At 34.5% G+C, this 20,927-nt stretch carries 20 protein-coding genes; 15 read left to right on the top strand and 5 right to left on the bottom strand.

Going from position 1 to position 20,927, the window contains the following annotated elements:
- Complete coding sequence (locus YWA_RS0103750; RefSeq protein WP_022827159.1) at positions 1-276, top strand: DUF3817 domain-containing protein; 276 nt, start codon at positions 1-3, stop codon at positions 274-276.
- Positions 277-1,563 (top strand): mechanosensitive ion channel family protein, encoded by a 1,287-nt coding sequence (locus tag YWA_RS0103745; protein ID WP_022827158.1) that lies wholly within the window; start codon positions 277-279, stop codon positions 1,561-1,563. It begins immediately after the preceding gene.
- 47 nt (positions 1,564-1,610) lie between these two features.
- Here YWA_RS0103745 and YWA_RS15755 read toward each other — a convergent pair whose 3' ends face one another.
- Positions 1,611-1,778, bottom strand: coding sequence for a hypothetical protein (locus YWA_RS15755; protein ID WP_022827157.1), 168 nt, complete (start codon positions 1,776-1,778; stop codon positions 1,611-1,613).
- Positions 1,779-1,997: 219 nt separating this feature from the next.
- On the opposite strand from YWA_RS15755, the gene YWA_RS0103735 reads away from it, so the two are divergent.
- From YWA_RS0103735 to fumC, 4 genes are all read left to right on the top strand, one after another.
- Positions 1,998-2,453, top strand: coding sequence for a hypothetical protein (locus YWA_RS0103735; RefSeq protein WP_022827156.1), 456 nt, complete (start codon positions 1,998-2,000; stop codon positions 2,451-2,453).
- A 14-nt stretch (positions 2,454-2,467) separates the two neighbouring features.
- Positions 2,468-3,034 carry a cytochrome b/b6 domain-containing protein gene (locus tag YWA_RS0103730; protein WP_022827155.1) on the top strand — a complete coding sequence of 189 codons (567 nt, stop codon included), beginning with the start codon at positions 2,468-2,470 and terminating at the stop codon, positions 3,032-3,034.
- A 485-nt stretch (positions 3,035-3,519) separates the two neighbouring features.
- On the top strand, positions 3,520-4,074 hold the full coding sequence (locus YWA_RS0103725) for a hypothetical protein (protein WP_157505296.1): 555 nt from the start codon (positions 3,520-3,522) through the stop codon (positions 4,072-4,074).
- A gap of 196 nt (positions 4,075-4,270) precedes the next feature.
- Positions 4,271-5,668, top strand: coding sequence for a class II fumarate hydratase (gene fumC / locus YWA_RS0103715; RefSeq protein ID WP_022827152.1), 1,398 nt, complete (start codon positions 4,271-4,273; stop codon positions 5,666-5,668).
- Between the two features lie 55 nt (positions 5,669-5,723).
- Here the strand turns inward: fumC and YWA_RS0103710 are convergent, their stop codons facing one another.
- Positions 5,724-6,425: a DUF1003 domain-containing protein gene (locus YWA_RS0103710; RefSeq protein WP_022827151.1), complete on the bottom strand. Its 702-nt coding sequence runs from the start codon at positions 6,423-6,425 to the stop codon at positions 5,724-5,726.
- Between the two features lie 12 nt (positions 6,426-6,437).
- Positions 6,438-7,514 (bottom strand): magnesium/cobalt transporter CorA, encoded by a 1,077-nt coding sequence (corA, locus tag YWA_RS0103705; RefSeq protein ID WP_026718555.1) that lies wholly within the window; start codon positions 7,512-7,514, stop codon positions 6,438-6,440.
- A gap of 145 nt (positions 7,515-7,659) precedes the next feature.
- Here corA and YWA_RS0103700 point away from each other — a divergent pair, with 145 nt between their 5' ends.
- The 3 genes from YWA_RS0103700 to YWA_RS0103690 all read left to right on the top strand — a co-directional run bounded on the left by YWA_RS0103700 (position 7,660) and on the right by YWA_RS0103690 (position 9,900).
- Positions 7,660-7,941 carry a TIGR03643 family protein gene (locus YWA_RS0103700; protein WP_022827149.1) on the top strand — a complete coding sequence of 94 codons (282 nt, stop codon included), beginning with the start codon at positions 7,660-7,662 and terminating at the stop codon, positions 7,939-7,941.
- Positions 7,942-8,002: 61 nt separating this feature from the next.
- Positions 8,003-9,250: an imidazolonepropionase gene (hutI, locus tag YWA_RS0103695; protein ID WP_022827148.1), complete on the top strand. Its 1,248-nt coding sequence runs from the start codon at positions 8,003-8,005 to the stop codon at positions 9,248-9,250.
- 200 nt (positions 9,251-9,450) lie between these two features.
- Positions 9,451-9,900: a hypothetical protein gene (locus YWA_RS0103690; protein ID WP_022827147.1), complete on the top strand. Its 450-nt coding sequence runs from the start codon at positions 9,451-9,453 to the stop codon at positions 9,898-9,900.
- 78 nt (positions 9,901-9,978) lie between these two features.
- Here YWA_RS0103690 and YWA_RS0103685 read toward each other — a convergent pair whose 3' ends face one another.
- Positions 9,979-10,869, bottom strand: a complete 891-nt coding sequence (locus YWA_RS0103685; RefSeq protein WP_022827146.1) for a type IV pilus inner membrane component PilO — start codon at positions 10,867-10,869, stop codon at positions 9,979-9,981.
- Positions 10,870-11,017: 148 nt separating this feature from the next.
- Between YWA_RS0103685 and YWA_RS0103680 the strand changes: the two genes are divergently transcribed.
- Positions 11,018-12,064 carry a formimidoylglutamase gene (locus tag YWA_RS0103680; RefSeq protein ID WP_022827145.1) on the top strand — a complete coding sequence of 349 codons (1,047 nt, stop codon included), beginning with the start codon at positions 11,018-11,020 and terminating at the stop codon, positions 12,062-12,064.
- Here the strand turns inward: YWA_RS0103680 and YWA_RS0103675 are convergent, their stop codons facing one another.
- Entirely contained in the window at positions 12,065-13,927 is a 1,863-nt protein-coding gene (locus YWA_RS0103675) for a mechanosensitive ion channel domain-containing protein (protein WP_022827144.1), read from the bottom strand.
- Positions 13,928-14,163: 236 nt separating this feature from the next.
- On the opposite strand from YWA_RS0103675, the gene YWA_RS0103670 reads away from it, so the two are divergent.
- The 5 genes from YWA_RS0103670 to YWA_RS0103650 all read left to right on the top strand — a co-directional run bounded on the left by YWA_RS0103670 (position 14,164) and on the right by YWA_RS0103650 (position 20,925).
- Positions 14,164-14,772, top strand: a complete 609-nt coding sequence (locus tag YWA_RS0103670) for a flavin reductase family protein (protein ID WP_022827143.1) — start codon at positions 14,164-14,166, stop codon at positions 14,770-14,772.
- Positions 14,772-17,105 carry an oxidoreductase gene (locus tag YWA_RS0103665; RefSeq protein WP_022827142.1) on the top strand — a complete coding sequence of 778 codons (2,334 nt, stop codon included), beginning with the start codon at positions 14,772-14,774 and terminating at the stop codon, positions 17,103-17,105. Before YWA_RS0103670 ends, YWA_RS0103665 begins: the two co-directional genes overlap by 1 nt.
- A gap of 11 nt (positions 17,106-17,116) precedes the next feature.
- Positions 17,117-18,721 carry an AMP-binding protein gene (locus YWA_RS0103660; protein WP_022827141.1) on the top strand — a complete coding sequence of 535 codons (1,605 nt, stop codon included), beginning with the start codon at positions 17,117-17,119 and terminating at the stop codon, positions 18,719-18,721.
- Between the two features lie 34 nt (positions 18,722-18,755).
- The gene (locus tag YWA_RS14585; protein ID WP_022827140.1) at positions 18,756-20,339 is read left to right on the top strand and encodes an FMN-binding glutamate synthase family protein; all 1,584 of its coding nucleotides are present in this window, start codon (positions 18,756-18,758) and stop codon (positions 20,337-20,339) included.
- A gap of 160 nt (positions 20,340-20,499) precedes the next feature.
- Positions 20,500-20,925: an acyl-CoA thioesterase gene (locus tag YWA_RS0103650; protein ID WP_022827139.1), complete on the top strand. Its 426-nt coding sequence runs from the start codon at positions 20,500-20,502 to the stop codon at positions 20,923-20,925.
- The last annotated feature ends 2 nt before the right edge of the window (positions 20,926-20,927 follow it).

The raw sequence follows: 20,927 nt of genomic DNA, 5'->3' as shown, positions 1-20,927 counted from the left end.
ATGCTGAAAATTTTTAAAATAGTCGCGATTCTCGAAGGAATTTCTTACTTGGTTTTATTCGCAAATATGCTAGCAATTAAGCCCAATTATCCAGATTTGTACAAAACATTATTATACCCAATTGGGATGGCTCATGGTGTTTTATTCATTGGTTACGTAATTTTAGCGATACTTTTAAAGTACGAACAAAATTGGGATTGGAGTAAACTAGGAGTTATTTTAGTAGCTTCGCTTTTACCATTCGCCACTTTTTGGGTAGAAAAAAAATACTTATAAATGATTGATTCAAATATTGAGAAAGTGATTGATTTCACAGATGATATAATGGTAAAAGTGGGTTTTAATCCCACTTTTGCTTCTTATATGAGTGCTATAATTAACATCTTCGTCTTGCTGTTAGTTGCTTATTCAATATATTTAATTTGCATTTACACGTTCAATAAGGTCCTTAAATATGTGGCCTTAAAAACGAAAACAACCTTTGATGATTTATTGATTTCCAATAAAACAGCAAAGTATATCTCGCATTTAATTCCGCTACTTTTCGTGTATAAAGCGGTTCCTCTAATTCTGCAGAAGTTCATTCTTTGGGAAGGTTTTTTTGGAAAAATAATTGATATTTACATCGTCATATTAATTTTATTAATCATCCGAACTGTTTTTAACGCGCTTCGAGATCATTTAAAATTAATGCCGCGTTACAGCGACAAGCCAATTGACAGTTACATTCAAGTCATCATGATTGTGCTTTGGGTTTTTGGCGTTACGGCAATTATCTTAATGTTGTTTAATTTAAAAATTCAAACTTTATTCGCAACATTTGGTGCCATTTCCGCCATTGTACTGCTCATCTTCAGAGATACCATTTTAGGATTTATCGCGAGTATTCAAGTTTCTGTCAACGATATGGTTCGAATTGGCGATTGGATTACCATGGACAAATTTGGAGCAGATGGTGATGTTATTGAAATTAATTTGGCTACGGTTAAGGTTCGGAATTTTGACAATACAACTTCAACAATTCCCACCTACTCGCTTATTTCAGATTCATTTAAAAACTGGCGTGGAATGTTTAATTCTGATGGAAGACGAATCAAACGACACGTTTTAATTAAATCAAGTAGCGTTCGGTTTTTGCTTGAAGAAGAACTTGATGATTTGAAAAAAATTCAATTAATTTCAAATTATATTGATGAACGGCAAACTGAAATCGCAACATTTAATAGTTTACGTGCTGTGGACAAATCCTTGTTAGTCAATGGAAGAAACTTAACTAATTTTGGACTGTTTAGAAAATACATCAACGAGTATTTACAAAACTACCCGGGTTTAAATAAAAACATGGTTTTGATGTGTCGCCAATTGCAGTCGAATGAATTTGGTATTCCACTTGAGATTTATGCGTTTTCTGAAGATAAAACTTGGGTCAATTACGAATATATTATGGCGGATATTTTTGACCATCTGATCGCCAGTGTCGTTTATTTCGACCTTGAAATTTACGAATTACCTACCAGTAAGAGTTTGGTACAATTCGCTCGCGAGTCCAACAGACTTACTTAAAATAAAAAAAGGAAGTCGTTAGACTTCCTTTTTTATAAAGCAAGAATTTACAATTCTTCTAACTTTCTTTTGTTTCTCTTTTCTTTAATAAGTTCAATTACAGAACCTCCGAGCCAATAGGATACGAAGCTAACTAAAAAGAACATTAACCAAAATCCCATTGTCAGGACGGTTAAGAAAAGAAGGAAACCTAAATACTGTTGAAATTCAAACATGATTTTTCCGGAATTAGTGAATTTACGTCAAAAGTAACGCATATATTCAGATTTACCAATAGAATCAAGGAAATATTTCAAATAAATTGACTTTTTGAAAATAGTCAGAAATAGTCAAGCTATGTGAAAGGTAAGTGGTATTTTTGTTAAACATCTGTTGACCATTAGAACTAATCGAAAACAGTATGACTAAATTTAATAACCATAAATAATTATAACATGAAGCAGATTTTTATACTAGCAGTTACTGCTGCACTTTTAATGAGTTGTAAGGACGAAGTAAAAACGACAGAAACAGATAAAACAACTGTTATCGAACACGTTCAAACTACAGATGAAACTTCTGATGCAATTACATTAAATAACGGAGAACAATGGGTTGTAAACGAAGAGATGAAACCTTTCGTAATGAAAAGTGAAGCAATATTAGACGCGTACGTTAAAAATAACGGAACCGATTATAAAAAATTGGCACAAGACATTAAAGACCAAAATGATTTATTGATTAAAAGTTGTACAATGGAAGGTCCAAGTCATGATGAATTGCACAAATGGTTGCATCCACATTTAGAGCTTGTGGGTAAATTAGCGGAAACGGAAGACGCAGCGAAAGCAAAAGAAATGGTTGCCGAACTTCAGACTTCGTACCAAATGTATCACCAGTACTTTAACTAATAAATACATCTTATATGGAAGGAACACAAAAATTTACAGTCATTCACAGAATCTTACATTGGACGATTGCTTTTGTAATGCCTGTTTTATTTATTACTGGTTTTTTACGCATGTTTTGGCTCAATAAAAATGGAATGGCCGCGGTCATTGATAGTAAAACAGCCGCTTCTCCCCTGCCGAAAGAGGTCGTGACGGACATCGCTAAAACAATTCGTGCACCTATGTGGGAATGGCACGAACTTTTTGCAAACATCATGGTGGTTGCTTTTATTGCACGAATTATTTACATGATTGCAAAAGGAATTCGGTTTCCGAATCCGTTCCGTAAAAATAATTCCTTAAAAGAGAAATTACAGGGATTTGTATACATTTACTTTTATGTATTTGTGTTTATTTCAGCATTTACAGGGATTTGCATTCAGAAAGAATTCTTTACTGATTATGCCGATTTATTTGAAACCATACACAAATGGGGCTTGTATTGGTTTCCCATCTACATTGTTTTACACTTAGCGGGAATTGCAATCGCGGAAAATTCCAACAAAAAAGGTATTGCTTCAAAAATGATTGGAGGAGAATAAATATAATTTAACGTACGTATTATATTAAAGTCCCTTGGTATTCAGGGGACTTTTTTTTATGAACCCTAAAATGAGTAACTTCTGAAACCACTTCCTGACTAGGATGTGTTTACATATACAGGTTATGTACCTACTTTTCTAACTCTTTTGGACTATATTTTAAGAAATTTGTAGTTTTTCTGGAACACCGATTTAAAAAATTAGAGAAATCTTTTTAATTGTATCGGTTTGAATAAGTCCTTTTGTTTTTTTGGAGTTAAAATGTATATATTTGGGATTGTCAATAATATGAAAGCTGTATAAACTATTGTAGATTTGGCACTTGATAGCCATTATAACTCAAGCGACTAAAAAGCAATAATTTAATTTTTGGAATCGCGTTTCAGAAGCTTGGTGCTGGCTTTAGCGGAGAAAAAGTGCTTGTGATAGACTAGTAGTTGTTCGAGATTAATTAAGTTAAAAGTAATTTTAAAAAGTGCCGTTATTTGAAGTCATTACATTTAAAATATAATAGTAAGAAAATAATCAGTTCTATCTTTTTATCAGTTTTGTTATTAGTATTGTTTAGTTATACCATGTTTAATGCTGAATATTTATCATTGCGAGAACCACCTCAATCAGGAAGATATAGATGGGTTGGACAATTAGGCTATAATAATGAACACCTCATTTTTACAGGTTCTCTAATTTTCAATATTTTATTTTTAACGATTTTAATTAATCTTATTATTAAATTTTTTCGAAAGAATATGACATTATCATTTGAAAATAACATACTCTATTTAAATGGTCACTATTTTTTAAGTAGAGAAAATATAAAAAAAATAGAAATTGTAAATAAAAATTCGCTTGTTTTAATATCAATTAAATACCCCAAAAAAGCTGTTGAAGAAAGAACTAAAATCATCGATAAGCTTATATTTAAATTACGTTTGTTATTCAATAAAAATAAATTAATAATTAACATTTCCTATTTAAATGAACAACCTAGTGCTGCATTCAATAAAATCAAAAATTTTATAAAGGGACCATTGTACTAGCGGAGTTATCGGAAAGTATTTACAAAAGATTTGAAGAGGACATTTAGTCCTCTTTTTTAATTTCAAAATGATTCAAAAATTCCTACACCACCTCTACTAATAAATCCTTTCAAATATTTTTTTAAAACTGCTTTAATCGTTAAATTTGATGGCATTTAAAAAAACAACATTTTCACATTAAATAAATACACACACAATGGAATACAGAATAGAAAAAGACACGATGGGTGAAGTAAAAGTTCCCGCAGATAAATATTGGGGAGCTCAAACGGAACGTTCTAGAAACAACTTTAAGATTGGTCCATCGGCTTCAATGCCCAAAGAAATCGTTGAAGGTTTTGCTTATTTAAAGAAAGCTGCGGCTTACGCAAATTGCGATTTGGGCGTTTTATCTACTGAAAAAAGAGACGCTATTGCAGCCGTTTGCGATGAAATTTTAGCAGGAAAACTAGACGATCAATTTCCATTGGTTATTTGGCAAACAGGTTCAGGTACGCAAAGCAATATGAATGTGAATGAAGTAGTTGCGAATCGTGCACAAGTTTTGGCTGGTTTTAAAATTGGCGAAGGCGAACCGGTTTTGAAAGCAAATGACGATGTGAATAAATCGCAATCTTCTAACGATACGTTTCCTACAGGAATGCACATTGCCGCTTATAAAGCCGTGATGGAAACTACTATTCCAGGTGTGGAACAATTGCGCGACACATTACATGCAAAATCGCAGGAATTTATGAATGTGGTAAAAATTGGTCGTACACACTTAATGGATGCCACTCCCCTAACTTTGGGTCAGGAACTTTCCGGTTATGTGGCCCAATTAAATTACGGTTTGAAAGCATTAAAGAATACACTTTCGCACTTGTCAGAAGTAGCTTTAGGAGGAACAGCTGTTGGAACAGGATTGAACACTCCCGAACATTACGACGTAAAAGTGGCTCATTATATTGCTCAATTTACAAACCAACCTTTTGTAACAGCGCCAAATAAATTTGAAGCCTTAGCGTCTCATGATGCCATTGTAGAATCGCATGGAGCGTTGAAACAATTAGCTGTAGCCTTAAATAAAATTGCAAACGACATCAGAATGTTAGCGTCCGGTCCTCGTTCAGGAATTGGAGAATTAATCATTCCTGAAAATGAACCAGGTTCCTCAATTATGCCCGGAAAAGTAAATCCTACCCAATGTGAGGCGTTGACTATGGTTTGTGCTCAAGTAATGGGTAACGATGTAGCAATTTCTGTGGGTGGAATGCAAGGTCAATATGAATTGAACGTATTCAAACCAATGATGGCGGCGAATTTCTTGCAATCGGCTCGTTTAATTGGCGACGCTTGTAAATCTTTCGACGAACATTGTGCTCAAGGTATCGAACCAAATTACACAAGAATTAAAGAATTAGTAGACAATTCATTGATGTTGGTTACTGCTTTAAATACAAAGATTGGTTACTATAAATCAGCTGAAATTGCGCAAACGGCTCATAAAAACGGAACTACTTTGAAAGAAGAAGCGGTACGATTGGGTTATGTGACTGCAGAAGATTTTGATGCTTGGGTAAAACCAGAAGAAATGGTGGGAAAATTGAATTAAGTTTGTTTATTGAAAATAGTAAAGCCTGAAAATTAAATTTTTCAGGCTTTTTTTATTACTTTTTATTGGGAAGTTGGTCGAGTATTTCTTTCATCATGTCCATCTGAACACGTTGAATTTCAATCATCGATTGTTCTTGGTGCATAATCAAGTGGTCTACTTTTTCATGGAGAATTCGGATTTCAAGTTCTGATTTTAGGTTAATCATGTAGTCTTTTTTAGCCCGTTCTCTATCGCGTTCTTCCGTTCGGTTTTGACTCATCATAATTACTGGCGCTTGAAGTGCGGCAATACAGGACAGAATTAAATTCAGCAAAATAAACGGATAAGGGTCAAATCCTTTGTCTGTTAGAAAAAGAACATTGACTAGAATCCAAACGATTAATAACCCTAAAAAGGATAAGATAAATGTCCAACTTCCGCCAAATGAAGCGACTTTATCTGCAATTTTTTGTCCAAAACTGATGTTTTTAATATCATCGTCTAGTTTGTCAGAAAGCAAGGTGTCGTTTTTTAAAGAAGCAATTACTTTCGTTTCTAAATCGGATAATTCTCCTGATTCGCTAACCAACATTTGGGTTACATAATCTTCTCTAAAAGAGGCCAATTCACTTAAAGAAATACTTTTTTCTAGTGAGAAATCAGGATTCGATTTTATGATGAAATCTACAATTTCTTTTCTAATCGCATTTCCTTGTACACGCTGATGCAGCGGAAATTGTTGTCCAGAAACATCACTTATAAATTTTTTAGTCATACAATTTTTGGTCTAAAACCACTTTTTTCTTTTAAAATAAAAAACCATTCCTATGGTAATCAAAATCATCACCATCCAAGTGACGTAGTAGCCGTTACGGGTTTCGATTTCGGGCATGTATTTAAAATTCATTCCGTAAACGCCCACAATAAAAGTCAGTGGCATAAAAATTACGGAGAATACCGTCAAGGTTTTCATGATCTGATTCATCCGTTGATTTTGTGTGGAATAAAATAAATTAGAAGCACTTTCAAGTGTATTAATGTCGTATTCTGCTTGTTCAAGAAGTTCTAAACTCTTTTGGTGTAAACGAGTAAAAAAAGTAATATTTCCTTTGCTGATTCCATTGAAATCATCGTCGTCTTGCGTACTTTTCAATGAAAACAAAGCGTCTCTTAGCGGAATTATTGAACGTTTTAGGTAATTCAAATTTTCCCTTTGCTTTTCGATTAATTCTAATAAATGCGTCGCATCATCCACTTTCACATCGATTAATAATTGCTCAATACGCGTTTCGTAATTTTCAATAGTGATGAAAAAGTTTTCCATAATTGCATCAAGTAAAAGAAACAATAAGTAATCAGCTCCTTTTTTACGAACAATTCCTTCGCTGTTTCTAATGCGTTCGCGGATAAACATAAAGTAATCACTTTTGATTTCTTGAAACGAAACCAGTAAATTGTCTTTCAATAGAAAACTAATTTGTTCCACTTTGACCTGTTCTGATTCTTCTTGTAAAATAGATTTTACACTGAAAAACAAAAAATCATCTAACTCTTCAATTCGCGTTCGTGCAGCGACATTTAGAACATCACTAATGATGTAATTGTCAATATTTAAAGCTTCTTTGATTTTTAATATTTTAGGCACATCGTGCAAACCGTGTACATTGAGCCAAGCCGTTGCTGTTTTAGGTAATTCTGCTAATTTCTTTTGAATATCAACCGTTGAAATATTGTTGAATTCCAGCAATTTTTCAGCATCGTAAATAAATAATTGAAACGCGACAGGTTCTGTAGTATGAATTCCCGTGTATTCAAATATGCTGCTTTTTGATTTTCTCCCTTTCTTGTATCGTACCTTTCTCAAAATGAAATTGCTTTTTTTAACGGTTTTGTCTTCCAAATTTCGGCAATTAACTTTGTTTATTAATCAAATTCAAAACTATTTTTTTTAAAATTAATTTAACTACTGTTGAATTTGAAAGTGAATTATTTTGAAATAATTTTACTTTATGGATAAAAGTACTTTTTCAGAAATAGAATTAGACCGTATTATAGAAATGGCGTGGGAAGATCGTACTCCTTTTGAAGCGATTACTTTTCAATTTGGTATTTCTGAACGACAAACGATTGACATCATGCGAACAGAAATGAAACGATCAAGTTTCAATATGTGGCGCAAACGCGTTCAAGGTCGTGCGACAAAACATGCGAAACTTCGCATTGACGGCATCGATCGATTTAAATGCACGTTGCAACGGCAAATCACCCACAATAAAATTTCGAAGCGATAATTTAGCTTTAAAAAATAGGTCGTTCTAAAATTCCCTTTTATTTTTACAAAAAATAGAACTTATGCGAATTTTATTGACCCACATACAAGAACTACTTCAAGTTCGAGAAACTCCAATTGATAAAGTTTCAGGTGCAGCAATGGCTGTTTTGCCTACGTTGAAAAATGCTTATTTAGTAATTGAAGACGATTTAATTGCCGATTTTGGCTTGATGACCGATTTAAAAGAAATTACATACGACCAAAAAATAAATTGTGATGGAAGAGTTGTTTTACCTACTTGGTGCGACAGCCACACCCATATTGTATATGCCGGAAGTCGCGAACAAGAATTTGTAGACCGAATCAACGGACTTTCCTACGAGGAAATTGCCAATCGTGGTGGTGGAATTTTAAATTCAGCAAAAAATCTAAATGCGACTTCTGAAGAGGAAATTTACAACCAATCTAAAAAACGGTTGGAAGAAGTAATTTCGCAAGGAACGGGTGCCGTTGAAATCAAATCAGGCTACGGACTTTCAGTTGAAGGTGAATTGAAAATGCTTCGGGTAATCAAACGTTTGAAAGAAAATTATTCTCTTCCAATTAAAGCAACATTTTTGGGAGCCCACGCCTTCCCTACTGCATTCAAAGAAAATCACCAAGGTTATATTGATTTGATCATTAATGAAATGTTGCCAAAAATAGCTGCTGAAAATTTAGCGGATTATATTGATGCATTTTTAGAAACAGGTTATTTTTCTGTAGATGAAACGAAGCAGATTATGGAAGCTGGAACGAAATACGGCTTAAGACCGAAAATTCACGTCAACCAGTTTACTGCAATCAACGGAATTAAAGCGTGTGTTGACTTTGACGCACTTTCTGTAGATCATTTGGAAATTGTAACGGATGAAGACATTGAAGTGCTTAAAAATTCAAATACAATTGCGGTTGCTTTGCCAAGTTGTTCCTTCTTTATAAGCATTCCCTACACTCCTGCTCGTAAAATGATTGATGCTGGTTTGCCTTTAGCTTTAGCAACCGACTTTAATCCAGGAACAACTCCTTCAGGAAATATGAATTTAGTTGTAGCAACAGCTTGTATCAAAATGAAAATGACGCCCGAAGAAGCGATTAACGCGGCGACGATAAATGGTGCTTATGCCATGGGAGTTTCAGATACACATGGAAGTATAACTATTGGTAAAAAAGCGAATTTAATTATTACAAAACCCATCTCTTCGTATTACCAAATTCCATACGCTTTTGGAAGTAATTTAATTGAAGACGTAATCATTAACGGAGTGATTACTTCGAAACAGTCTTAAATTTTTGATGCGATTTGAAATTTAATAAATAACTACTATTACTTCAAAAAATTAAAATGATTTAGTTAAATATCTAAATTTTTTAGTAATAAAAAAGTCGAAAAGTTGTTATAGAGATGATAAGAAAACATTTTCGCTAAAACAGTGCTTAATTCGCGCTTTGAGAGTGAAAAAAATCTAAAATTTAAAACAATCTCATTATGAAAAAACAGATTTCAATTGCCGTCGTTTTACTTGCTACCCTTTCTTCAATGGCACAGACAGAACCTATGCTCGGAAAATGGAGTGAAGTAAAATACAGTTTTGTGGACACGACAGATGCTGGCAGAACAGTAATTCTTTCAGATTACGATGCGTATCGCAGTGGAAAGAAAGTCTTAGATTCTAAATATATCGCGATCCAAAACGGATATACGGATAAGAATGAAAAATCACTGTTCGTAATAAAGAAAGAAAAGGATGAGTTTTGGGCTGTAGATAAATTTAATAGTAGCCATAAAATAACTTTTGACGCGAAAGAGCGTAAGTATTTCATAACCATGAATGGAACAAAATTAGAAGTCAAACATGATTTAAAAACTAAAAACCTCTATTTTGTTGATCCAAAAACCAAGATAAATTTCTACGAGTTCAAAAGAAAAGCATCTTGATTTAAAGAGTATATAAATATAAAAAGAGCGTTTGTAGAAAATTACAAACGCTCTTTTTTTGAATTAATAACAACCAATTTATCTTAGAGAAAAACTTGTTTTAGAAACCAATTCTGCTTGATCAAAAATGTTTACAAAGTAAGTTCCTTTTTCAAAACCCTTACCTTTTCCATCTAAAAACTCACAAACATCAACTGCTTTATTATCGTACGCTACAGTTGTAGTGAAGCTGTACGTCAAAGTCATATCTCCAAAGTTTTCAATTTTCTTGTCACCTAACACATTATTCTTGCTGTCGATAATTTGAACAAAATAGGTTTTGTTACCTGACTTCGCAATTGCATTTGCAGCGATTGCAAAGCAAACTTTCAGTTGGTCTGCACGACTTGCTTTATCCGTATCAATTTGCTTTCCTGAACTACGTACTTTAATCGCTTGTGTTCGTAAGTTCATAACACTAAGTTTAGATGCTTTTTCAACGGTCTTGGCTAAGTTTTCATTCTGAACAACTAATGTGTCGTTGAAACGTTTTTGCTCTCCTAAAACAACAACAGTACTGTCTCGCTGAGTCGTTAATGTTTCGTTTTTCTTTTTCAACAGGTCATTTTCAGCCAACAATTGCTTCATTTTCGAATTCAAATCGTTATACTGATTGCGGTATTTTTGCATTGAAATAGCATCGCCTTTTGATTTTTTTAAATCAGCAATTAAGTTGATTACTTTTTCACGTTCGGCTTCTAAATCGTCAGACAAGGTCGTGTTTTCCTGTAATGCATTGTCGTAAGATGCTTTTAAGTCTTCCAATTCCGTTAAGAAAGTCGCTTTTTCCGTTTTTTCTTTCGTTAACTCGGTTTGCATAGATTTAGAATCCGTCGTCATTTTGAAAATGTACGCCAAGCTACCTGCTAATAAAAGAGCAAGTACCACAACAATTGCTTTAAGACTCGAATTTTTTCTTTCGTTTTCCATTTGTAAAAATTAATTTAGTATTTGGTATTAATTAAAGGTTTTTCCTACGGGCCCAAAGAAACAAAAATAATTTATTATTGAGCAATCCTTTTCAAATTAACGTAAGTTTATATAATATTAGTATTTTTGAAATCAAAAAAATCGATCGATGGAAAATTTAATTCCCTTTACTTCTTCTGATTTGGCCAAAATCACAAACCACCGAAGTGGAGAAATAAAGTTTGGTGAGAAAATGCTCACCTTTCCCAAAAATGCAAACATTATAAAGTTCCTTGAAGAAAGTGAAGCGAAATATGTTTTGTTTGGAATTCCAGAAGATATTGGCGTTCGAGCCAATTTAGGTCGACCGGGAACACGATCTGCTTGGGAAAGTGCTTTAAAAAGTATTGCAAATATTCAACACAATAAGTTCTGCAAGGGAAATCGAATATTAATCTTAGGCCAACTTGATGTTTCTGCTGAAATGCAACAAGCAGATGAAATTAATACTGAAAATGCAGAAAACAGATTACAATTAAGTAAGTTGGTTGAAAAATTAGACAAAGAAGTAACCCACATCATTTGCAACATTGTCAAAGCAGGAAAAATTCCAATTATAATTGGCGGCGGTCATAACAACGCGTACGGAAATATTAAAGGTACGGCTTTAGCCAAAGGGAAGTCGATTAATGCAATCAACTTTGATGCACATTCGGACTTTCGAATTTTAGAAGGTCGACATAGTGGCAACGGTTTTTCGTATGCGTACGAAGAAGGTTTTCTTAAAAAATATTTCATTTTTGGCTTGCACGAAAGCTATACTTCAAAAAGCGTTTTGGACTTGATCAAAAAAACGGAGCAACGGGTAAAATACAATACGTACGATTCAATTAAGATTACCAAAGAAAAATCATTTGAGCAAGAACTTATAAATGGACTGAACCATGTGAAAACAGATTACTTTGGTCTTGAAATTGACTTAGACGCGTTGCCAAATGTAGCAAGTAGCGCGATGACATTAAGTGGTTTTTCAGTAGAAGAAGTGCGGCACTTTATTCATTACTTTGGCAAAAGCCAAAATGCAGCTTATCTTCATATTTGCGAAGGCGCTCCCGATTTGGCGGAAGCCAAAAACACGCATTTGATTGGAAAATTAATCGCCTATCTTGTCACAGATTTTATAAAAGCAAATTACGTTGAACCGGAAAATTCCTAATTAAGGTTTGGTGATATTGAAGTTAAAAGGAGGTGCTTTATAATCTTTTGGTAAATAAGATTCGGGGATTGTAGTTTGACTTCCGTCCCTTCCCGCTCTGTAATGAGGCGACATGATTTCTATTCCGGCTTCGTTAAAACAATCTTGAATGTGCGTGTGCAAATCAGAATAGATTGAACCTTGTTGATTGGCATTTTTAGTATATGCGTTAATTTCATAACCCACATAAAAGTCCTCTAGACTATTTTGAAAAACAAAAGGTTTTGGTTCTTTTAAAAGGAATTCGGTTCGGTTTGCAGCTTCAAGTAAAGCATTATGTACCTTCTGCCAAGGAACATCATATCCAATAGTTACGGTCGTATGTAAAATCAATCCACTATCAACAGTTTCGCTGCTGTAATTGATGGTATGACTACTCATCACGGTTGAATTGGGTATGGAAATAATTTCATTATGAGCTGTTCGAACGCGTGTTACCAATAGTGATTTTTCAATCACGTCGCCAAAAACATCTCCAATTTTTACCCGGTCACCTATTTTGAAAAGCCGCATGTAAGTCAACACTAATCCTGCAATTACGTTCGCCAATGAACCTGCGGAACCAAAGGTAAACAGGAACCCTAAAAAAACAGAAACACCTTTAAAAATAGGCGAATCACTTCCTGGCAAATAAGGAAAAATCACGACAACCATAAAAGCGTACACTAACACACGTACAATTTGAAAGGTAGGATTTGCCCAATCCGGATAAAAACCGGGAAACTTCAAGTTTTCATTCTTAATTTCTTCTTTCAAAAAATGAATGCCTTTCATCACATACCTGAAGAAAATCACGATCACGATAATCGTAATCAAGTTGGGTAAGTAATTCCAAATTCCCGATGTAATCTTCCGAAGTGGATTTAAAATATAGCCAAAAAGAACTTCTGCAAAATTTTTAGTCCACGGGAAAATGCCGAAAAGAATAGGTAAAGCAATATAAATGAGCAGCAGAACGATAAACCACTTTACGATTTTATTGACGAGAAGCAATGCATTGACTTGACGTTTTGCATCAAACAACGTATAATCTTTAAGCTTGATTTCTTTAATGGATTTTTCTTCATTCAACTCAATTTTAGAAGCCGTCCAAGTGAACAGCTTTCCAGTAAAATAAATTAAAGCAGAAAACAAAAGAATTACTAATAATGCCAAGCCGATTTCCTTCATTAACGTTGGAAAACTTGTTGCTTCTTTATGTTTTTCAAAATTCGCGACGATGATTTGTCTATACGTCTCCGCTAATTCTTCGGGAGTTGCATCGTTCCAAATGGCATCATTTTCGGAAACACTGAACAGGATTTTCTCACCTGTGACAATATCGGTATTGGTTTCCGAATTGATTATTTTTAAACTTTTGGGATCAAAATTATAATCGCCTTCTAAAACACGTAATCGATTAGAGACTGCCTCTGCCCGATCTTGTGCGGAAAAACTACCCAAACGATTGTACAGTAAAAACAAAGTGTCACTGAAAGTGCCTATAACTGGATACCCTTTCGCCGAAACTTTTAAAGATTCGATTTGTTTCCTCTTAATCGCTAATCGATTGGTTTCTGCGTTTTTTAATTCCTCTAATTGCTGCAAAAGATTTTGCTTCTTCAGATTATCAGTAGTTTTTAAACTCAGTAACTCTTCTTCTAAAATCGATTTTTTAATCGAATCTAATTTCAGTTCTTTCGAATTTGAAATTTGCTGTAATTTATATTCCTTTAGGATTTTACCGTTAATGGAATCCGTTTTCTTCAAGCTATCCGTTTGAGAAAAAGCAACTACACTTACTAAAAGAGTAATAAATACTATAAAATTGAAACGTGTATTCATAAGTTACAGGCTGAATTTGATTTAAAAGAGGAATATTTTAAAAGTCTAATACGAAAGTAAACTATTGTTTTAATGAAATCAGAAAATTATTTTGAAAAAACAGCGCATTTAAACTCAACAGTTGTTAAACTTTTAAGTAGAAAATTGTTATACCAGTACTTTTAAGTGGATATTTAATTTATTCACCAAATAAAATTCTAAAAAAATTCTTTAATTTGTAGAAACAACGACAACATATGCAATTTAATCCGGACGACCTTCAGCAAAAGGAGGTTTATAAATTATTAACAGGCTTAATCATACCTCGTCCCATCGCTTGGGTTTCCACAGTAAACGAGGAAGGAGTTCCAAATCTAGCACCATTCTCGTACTTTAATGCTGTTGGCGATGATCCGCCTCATTTAATGTTTTCCATTTCACGAAGTGGTCACCTAAATAAAGATACTTTAAATAACATACTAAAAATTAAGGAATTTGTAGTGAATATGGTTACTGAAGAACTTGCTGAAAAGATGAATTCAACGGCACATCCTTTGCAACCACACGAAAGTGAATTTGAATTCGCCGACGTGAAACCACGTGTCTCTGTGAAAGTAAAACCGCCGTTAGTTGCAGAAAGTCCTGTTTCTATGGAATGCGTGCTTGTGCATCATTACAATTTAGAACAACATAAAAATGGGGGTTCAACGATTATCATCGGACGTGTAATTCACATGCATGTTACCGATGAAATTTTGTTAGATAATTTTCACATAAATTTAGATAAATACCAACCAATATCCCGTCTAGCTGGAGCTAATTATGCTAAACTGGGCGAACTATTCACTATCAAAAGACCAACTTAATGACCTTAACTTCCGCAGAGAATGCAAATTATGATCAACCAAAATCTATTGCCGTTGTAGGCGGTGGACCTGGAGGTTTGTATTTTGCAATTTTAACTAAAAAAGCTTTACCTGATTGCCAAATTGACATCTACGAACGCAATAAAGCGGACGATAGTTTTGGCTTCGGCGTTGTGTTTTCAGATGAAACGCTGAGCGAATTCTTAACGCGTGATCCAAAATCATACGATTTAATTCGCCACCATTTTGCGTATTGGGACGATTTAGATGTCGCGCGAGATGGCGAAATTGTTCGAATTACAGGAAATGGATTCTGCGGCTGTTCACGTAAAAAATTACTTCAGTTGTTGCAACAACGCTGTCGAGAAGAAGGTGTGAATTTGCATTTTGAACATCCAATAGATAATGTTTTAGATCTTAAAGCTGATTATATTGTCGCTGGAGATGGAATAAATAGTGCAATCAGAACTCAATTTGAAACTGATTTTGGCACAAAAACCGAACTGAAGAAAAACAAATTCGTTTGGATGGGTTCTACGAAACCACTTGACGCCTTTACTTATTTTTTCAGAACAACTGAATTTGGTCCTTTTGTCGCGCATTCCTATCAATACGAAGAAGGAATGAGTACTTGGATTTTTGAATGTTCTGACGAAACGTATCAGAAAGCAGGTTTTGAAACTACCAATGAAGAAGATACGATTGCTAAAATTAGTTCGATTTTCGCAGAAGAATTAGACGGACACGGATTGATTTCAAATCGTTCGCATTGGCGTCAATTTCCTGCCATTACGAATGAAAAATGGCATAAAGACAACATTGTATTGTTAGGCGATGCGAAAGCAACTGCTCATTATTCAATCGGTTCTGGAACAAAATTAGCAATGGAATGTGCGATTGCACTTTCAGATGCTATTGTGAAATTTGGGACCAATAAAGAAGCCGCTTTCTCTGAATATGAAAAACTACGACGCAATCGCGTTGAAATGATCCAATATGCCGCAAATGTATCTTTAGAATGGTTTGAAAACATGGATCGCTACATCGATTTTGATTTCAATCAGTTTGCTTTTGGCGTAATGACGCGATCTAAGAAAGTTACTTTTGAAAATTTAGCCATTCGTGATGCATCTTTTCCGTCGAAAGTTTTACAGGAATTCAATAAAAAAATTCAAAGCGAAAATATAAATACGCCCGCTGCTTTTACGCCTTTCCACATTAAAAACTTAAAGTTGGAAAACAGAATAGTAATGGCACCAATGGGACAATATCAAGCAGAAAATGGTTTGCCTAATTCATGGCATTTTGGTCATTATACGCAACGGGCTTTAGGCGGATTGGGATTGATTATTACTGAAATGACTGCAGTAAGCGATTCAGGTCGTATCACTTTAGGTTGTACAGGTATTTACAATGAAAATCAAACAGTTGAATGGAAAAAAATAACTGATTTCATTCATAAAAGCTCGTCAACAAAGGTTGAAATTCAGTTGGGTCATTCCGGTCGAAAGGGAAGTATTAAAAAACCTTGGGACACAGAAAAACTATCTTCTTCTGAAGAATGGGAGTTAATTTCAGCTTCTGCAATTCCATTTGTGGAAGGCGGAATTATTCCAAGGGAAATGACGTTGGAAGACATGGATTTAGTTGTAAGTCAATTTGAAAATGCGGCGAGTAATGCAGAGAAAGCGAATTTCGATATGATAGAATTGCAAGCACATCACGGATTTCTTCTAGCTTCATTTTTGTCGCCATTGACAAACAAAAGAACGGATGAATTTGGCGGAAGCATATTCAATCGACTTCAATTTCCATTAAGAGTTTTCACAGCTATTAGAAATGCTTTCCCATCAGAAAAGCCTATTTCAGTACGAATTTCGGCTACAGATTGGGCAGAAAACGGAATTAGTGAACACGATGTTTTGACCATTGCCGAAGCTTTTAAAATGGCTGGCGCTGATGTAATTAATGTTTCAACAGGAAATACTGTTGCAAATCAAAAACCGCTAACGGGAAGAATGTGGCAAACGCCTTTTTCTGATTTAGTGCGAAATACACTTCATATTCCAACAATTACTGCTGGTTCGATTACAGATATTGACCAAATAAACACAATTATATTAAATGGTCGTGCTGATTTAGTTGCTCTTGGAAAACCCTTATTATTAAATCCTTATTTTGTGAGAAATGCTCAAGCATACGAGAATTTTGAACCAAATGACATTCCAAATTCCTACAAAATGGGAGTTCAACCTTTATTTTCGGAGACCAAAACAAATCGGAAAATGATAGAAGGAATGAAGAAAGCATTGAAGCCAAAAAGTCATAAATAATAAGGTAAACTATGAAAAATTACAGTGATAATTTTGCCGAAAGGCATCTTCCACATGTTGATTTACAGCCTGATTATTTAAACGATCATGCTGATTTCGACTTTTCGGATCTAAATAATTGTGTGGATAGATTACTCGATATTCATATTCGAGAAGGTCGCGGAAATACGACTGCGATTCAAACTTTTGAAGATAAATGGACGTTCCAAGATTTGTATGAAAAAGCAAATCAAATCGCTCATGTTTTAGTTGACGATTTAGGATTAAAATCTGGAAATCGAGTTTTGATTCGTTCGGGAAATAATCCAATGTTTGTTGCCATTTGGTTTGCCGTTTTAAAAGCGGGTGGAATTGTAGTTTCAACAATGCCTTTACTGCGTGAAAAAGAGTTGACTACAATGATTGACAGTGCCGAAATTAGTCACGCTTTTTCTGAATATAATTTGGTAGACGAATTAAAATCGGTACAATCTTCTTTTATTAAATCAATTACGACTTTCAGTTCTCACTTAAATGATTTTTCAGAATTAGAAGCTTTGATGGCAAATAAACCAACAGAATTTCAAAATTTCGATGCCGGTTTTGAAGCGATTTGTCTCATCGGATTTACTTCAGGAACTACTGGAAAACCGAAAATGACTGCTCATTATCACAAAGATATTTTGCTTATTTGTGAAGCATTTCCAAAATATTCTTTGAATGTAACTCCAAATGATATTTTCACAGGAAGTCCGCCGTTAGGTTTTACTTTTGGTCTTGGAGGGTTGGTTTTATTTCCGTTTTATTATGGTGCTTCGACTTTTTTAATTGAAAAACCATCACCTGAATTATTGTTAAAAGCAATTCAGGATTACAAAATCACTATTTGTTTTACAGCACCAACAGCTTGGCGAATTATTAGTACGAAAGTTAACGAATACGATGTTAGTTCGTTACGAAAATGCGTTTCAGCTGGCGAAACTTTGCCTTTAAAAGTGTGGGAAGATTGGTACAATTTGACAGGGTTAAAAATTATAGATGGCATTGGTAGTACAGAAATTCTCCATATCTTTATATCTTCTACCGACGAGAATATGCGAAAAGGCGCTACAGGTTTACCAATTCGTGGCTACGAAGCAAAAATTGTCGATCTAGAAGGAAATGAAGTCGCTGTAAATCAGCCGGGAAGACTTGCTGTTAAAGGAATTACAGGTTGCAAATATCTAAATGCCGAAGACAAGCAAAAGGAATATGTTGAGCAAAAATGGAATATTACGGGTGATATTTTCCGTAAGGACGAAGACGGATATTACTGGTTTGTTGCACGTGGAGACGATATGATTATTTCTTCGGGTTATAATATTGCAGCAATTGAGGTCGAAAGTGTTTTGTTAACACACGACGCCATTTTAGAATGTGCGGTTGTGGGTTTGCCAAATGAAGAACGTGGAATGGTGGTTTGTGCGTATGTTGTTTTGAAAGATTTGACAAATGCATCAGATTTATATTCATTAGAAATTCAAAATTGGTTTAAGCAAGTCGCCGCTCCTTATAAATATCCACGTGTCATTCACTTTGTGGAACAACTTCCTAAAACAGAAACCGGTAAAATACAGCGCTTTAAGTTAAAGAGTTGAATTTAGAATGACATTTTTGTCTTAAAAAATTAAAATGAGAAAAGTATTTTTAGTTGTCAGTTTTACGTTATTGTGTATTGTGGGTTGGATGTCAACCATAAATATAAAATCACTTTATCTATTATTGATATTATTACCGTTGATTGGATTAGGTCTTTTTGATATGTTTCAATCGAAACGTACCATTAGGCGAAATTTTCCACTTTTGGGCAGAATGCGTTATTTATTAGAATCAATTGGACCTGAAATACGTCAGTATTTCATCGAAACGGATTTAGAAGGGAAACCTTTTAATCGTTTAGAGCGAAATTTGGTGTACCAACGAAGTAAAAAAGAAATGGATTCGTATCCATTTGGAACACAATTAGATCTTTATGAGGTTGGTTATCAGTGGATCAATCACAGTATTAAAGCAATTCCTTTTTCGCACGTAGATTTGCATCCGCGAGTTAAAATTGGATCTTCTCAATGTGAAAAACCTTACGAAGCGAGTTTGTACAATATTAGTGCAATGAGTTACGGTTCATTAAGTAAAAACGCAATTTTAGCACTTAATTCTGGAGCTAAACAAGGTGGTTTTTACCACAATACGGGTGAAGGTGGACTTTCTCCTTATCACTTGCAATTTGGCGCAGACGTGGTTTGGAACATTGGAACTGGATATTTCAGTTGCCGAAATGAAGATGGAACGTTTAATTTTGACGAATACTCAAAACGGGCACAATACGAACAAGTTAAAATGGTTGAAATCAAATTTTCTCAAGGTGCGAAACCGGGTCATGGTGGAATATTACCAAAAGAGAAAGTTACAGATGAAATTGCCGAAATCCGTTTGGTTACTAAAGGTCACGATATTATCTCACCTCCATCCCACTCTGCTTTTAAAAATCCGTTAGAATTAATGGATTTCATAAAATTACTGCGAAAAGGTTCTGGCGGAAAACCAATTGGAATGAAAATCTGTATAGGAAATAAATCTGAATTTATTTCCATTTGTAAAGCAATGGTTGCGACAAAAACCTATTTTGATTTCATTACCGTTGACGGTGGTGAAGGCGGAACTGGTGCAGCACCAATTGAATATTCAGATCACGTGGGAATGCCACTTCGCGATGCATTGGCGTTTGTTTACGACTGTTTGAATGGTTTTGGAATCAAAGATCAAATCAAAATTATTTGTAGTGGAAAGATTGTAACAGGTTTTGATATCATAAAAACATTGGCAACTGGTGCAGATTTATGTAATTCGGCTCGTGGAATGATGTTCGCTTTGGGTTGTATTCAAGCTTTGGAATGCCACGCAAATACGTGTCCAACAGGAGTTGCAACGCAAGATCCTAAACTAGTTAAAGGTCTTGTTCCAGAACAAAAAAGCGTTCGAGTAGCTCGTTTCCAATTCGAAACCGTTAAAAGTGCGATGGATTTAATGGCTTCTGCCGGAATTGCGCATCCAGACGAAGTGGACCGTCATGTAGTAAGTATGCGAGTAGATCGTACAACGATTCAGACTTTTGCAGAAACTTATCCAGAGCTTGAAAAAGGCTGTTTACTTGACGAAGATACCGTACCAAAAAAGCTTAAACCATTCTGGAAAAAAGCAACTGTCGAAAGTTTTTAATTTTCTCTAGAGCTGAATCCGGCTGTACGCTTCAATCTTTTGTTTTTTAAAGAAAAAAACAAAAGGATTTTCACTGCCATCCGGGCTAAACCATCCGAATGTTCAGTTTTGAATGAATGTTTATTTCTAACCAAAATACCAATTGACTAAAATATAAAACATGAACCAAACTTTTAGCAAACAAGAAAAAATTCGTTTCAAACACGTGGATTACGCCGGAATTGTTTTCTATCCCCGATTTTTAGAAATGCTCAACGACCTTGTAGAAGATTGGTTCGAAGAAGCTTTAGAGAGACCTTTTTCAAAAATCCATGAAACGAATGGAATTCCTACAGTCGACTTAAAAGTGCAATTCAAAAAAGCCGCTCGTTTAGGCGAAATACTGACTAAAAATTTATGGGTAATTCGCTTAGGAAGTTCATCCATTAATTGTGGATTTGAGTTTTTAGACGAACAAAGAAAAACGTGTTTAGAAGGAGAAGTTACTTTAGTAAACGTAGAATTTGTTGAAGGTCGCCACCAAATTAAATCAGCTCCCTTTAATGAAGAAATGAAAAGTAAAATAGAAAAATATCAATTGCAATAACA

This window comes from Flavobacterium antarcticum DSM 19726, from assembly GCF_000419685.1.
In the GTDB taxonomy this organism is placed as follows: Bacteria; Bacteroidota; Bacteroidia; order Flavobacteriales; family Flavobacteriaceae; genus Flavobacterium; species Flavobacterium antarcticum.
The sequence above is the reverse complement of the archived record's forward strand: the minus strand, read 5'-3'. Positions and strand labels throughout refer to the sequence as shown.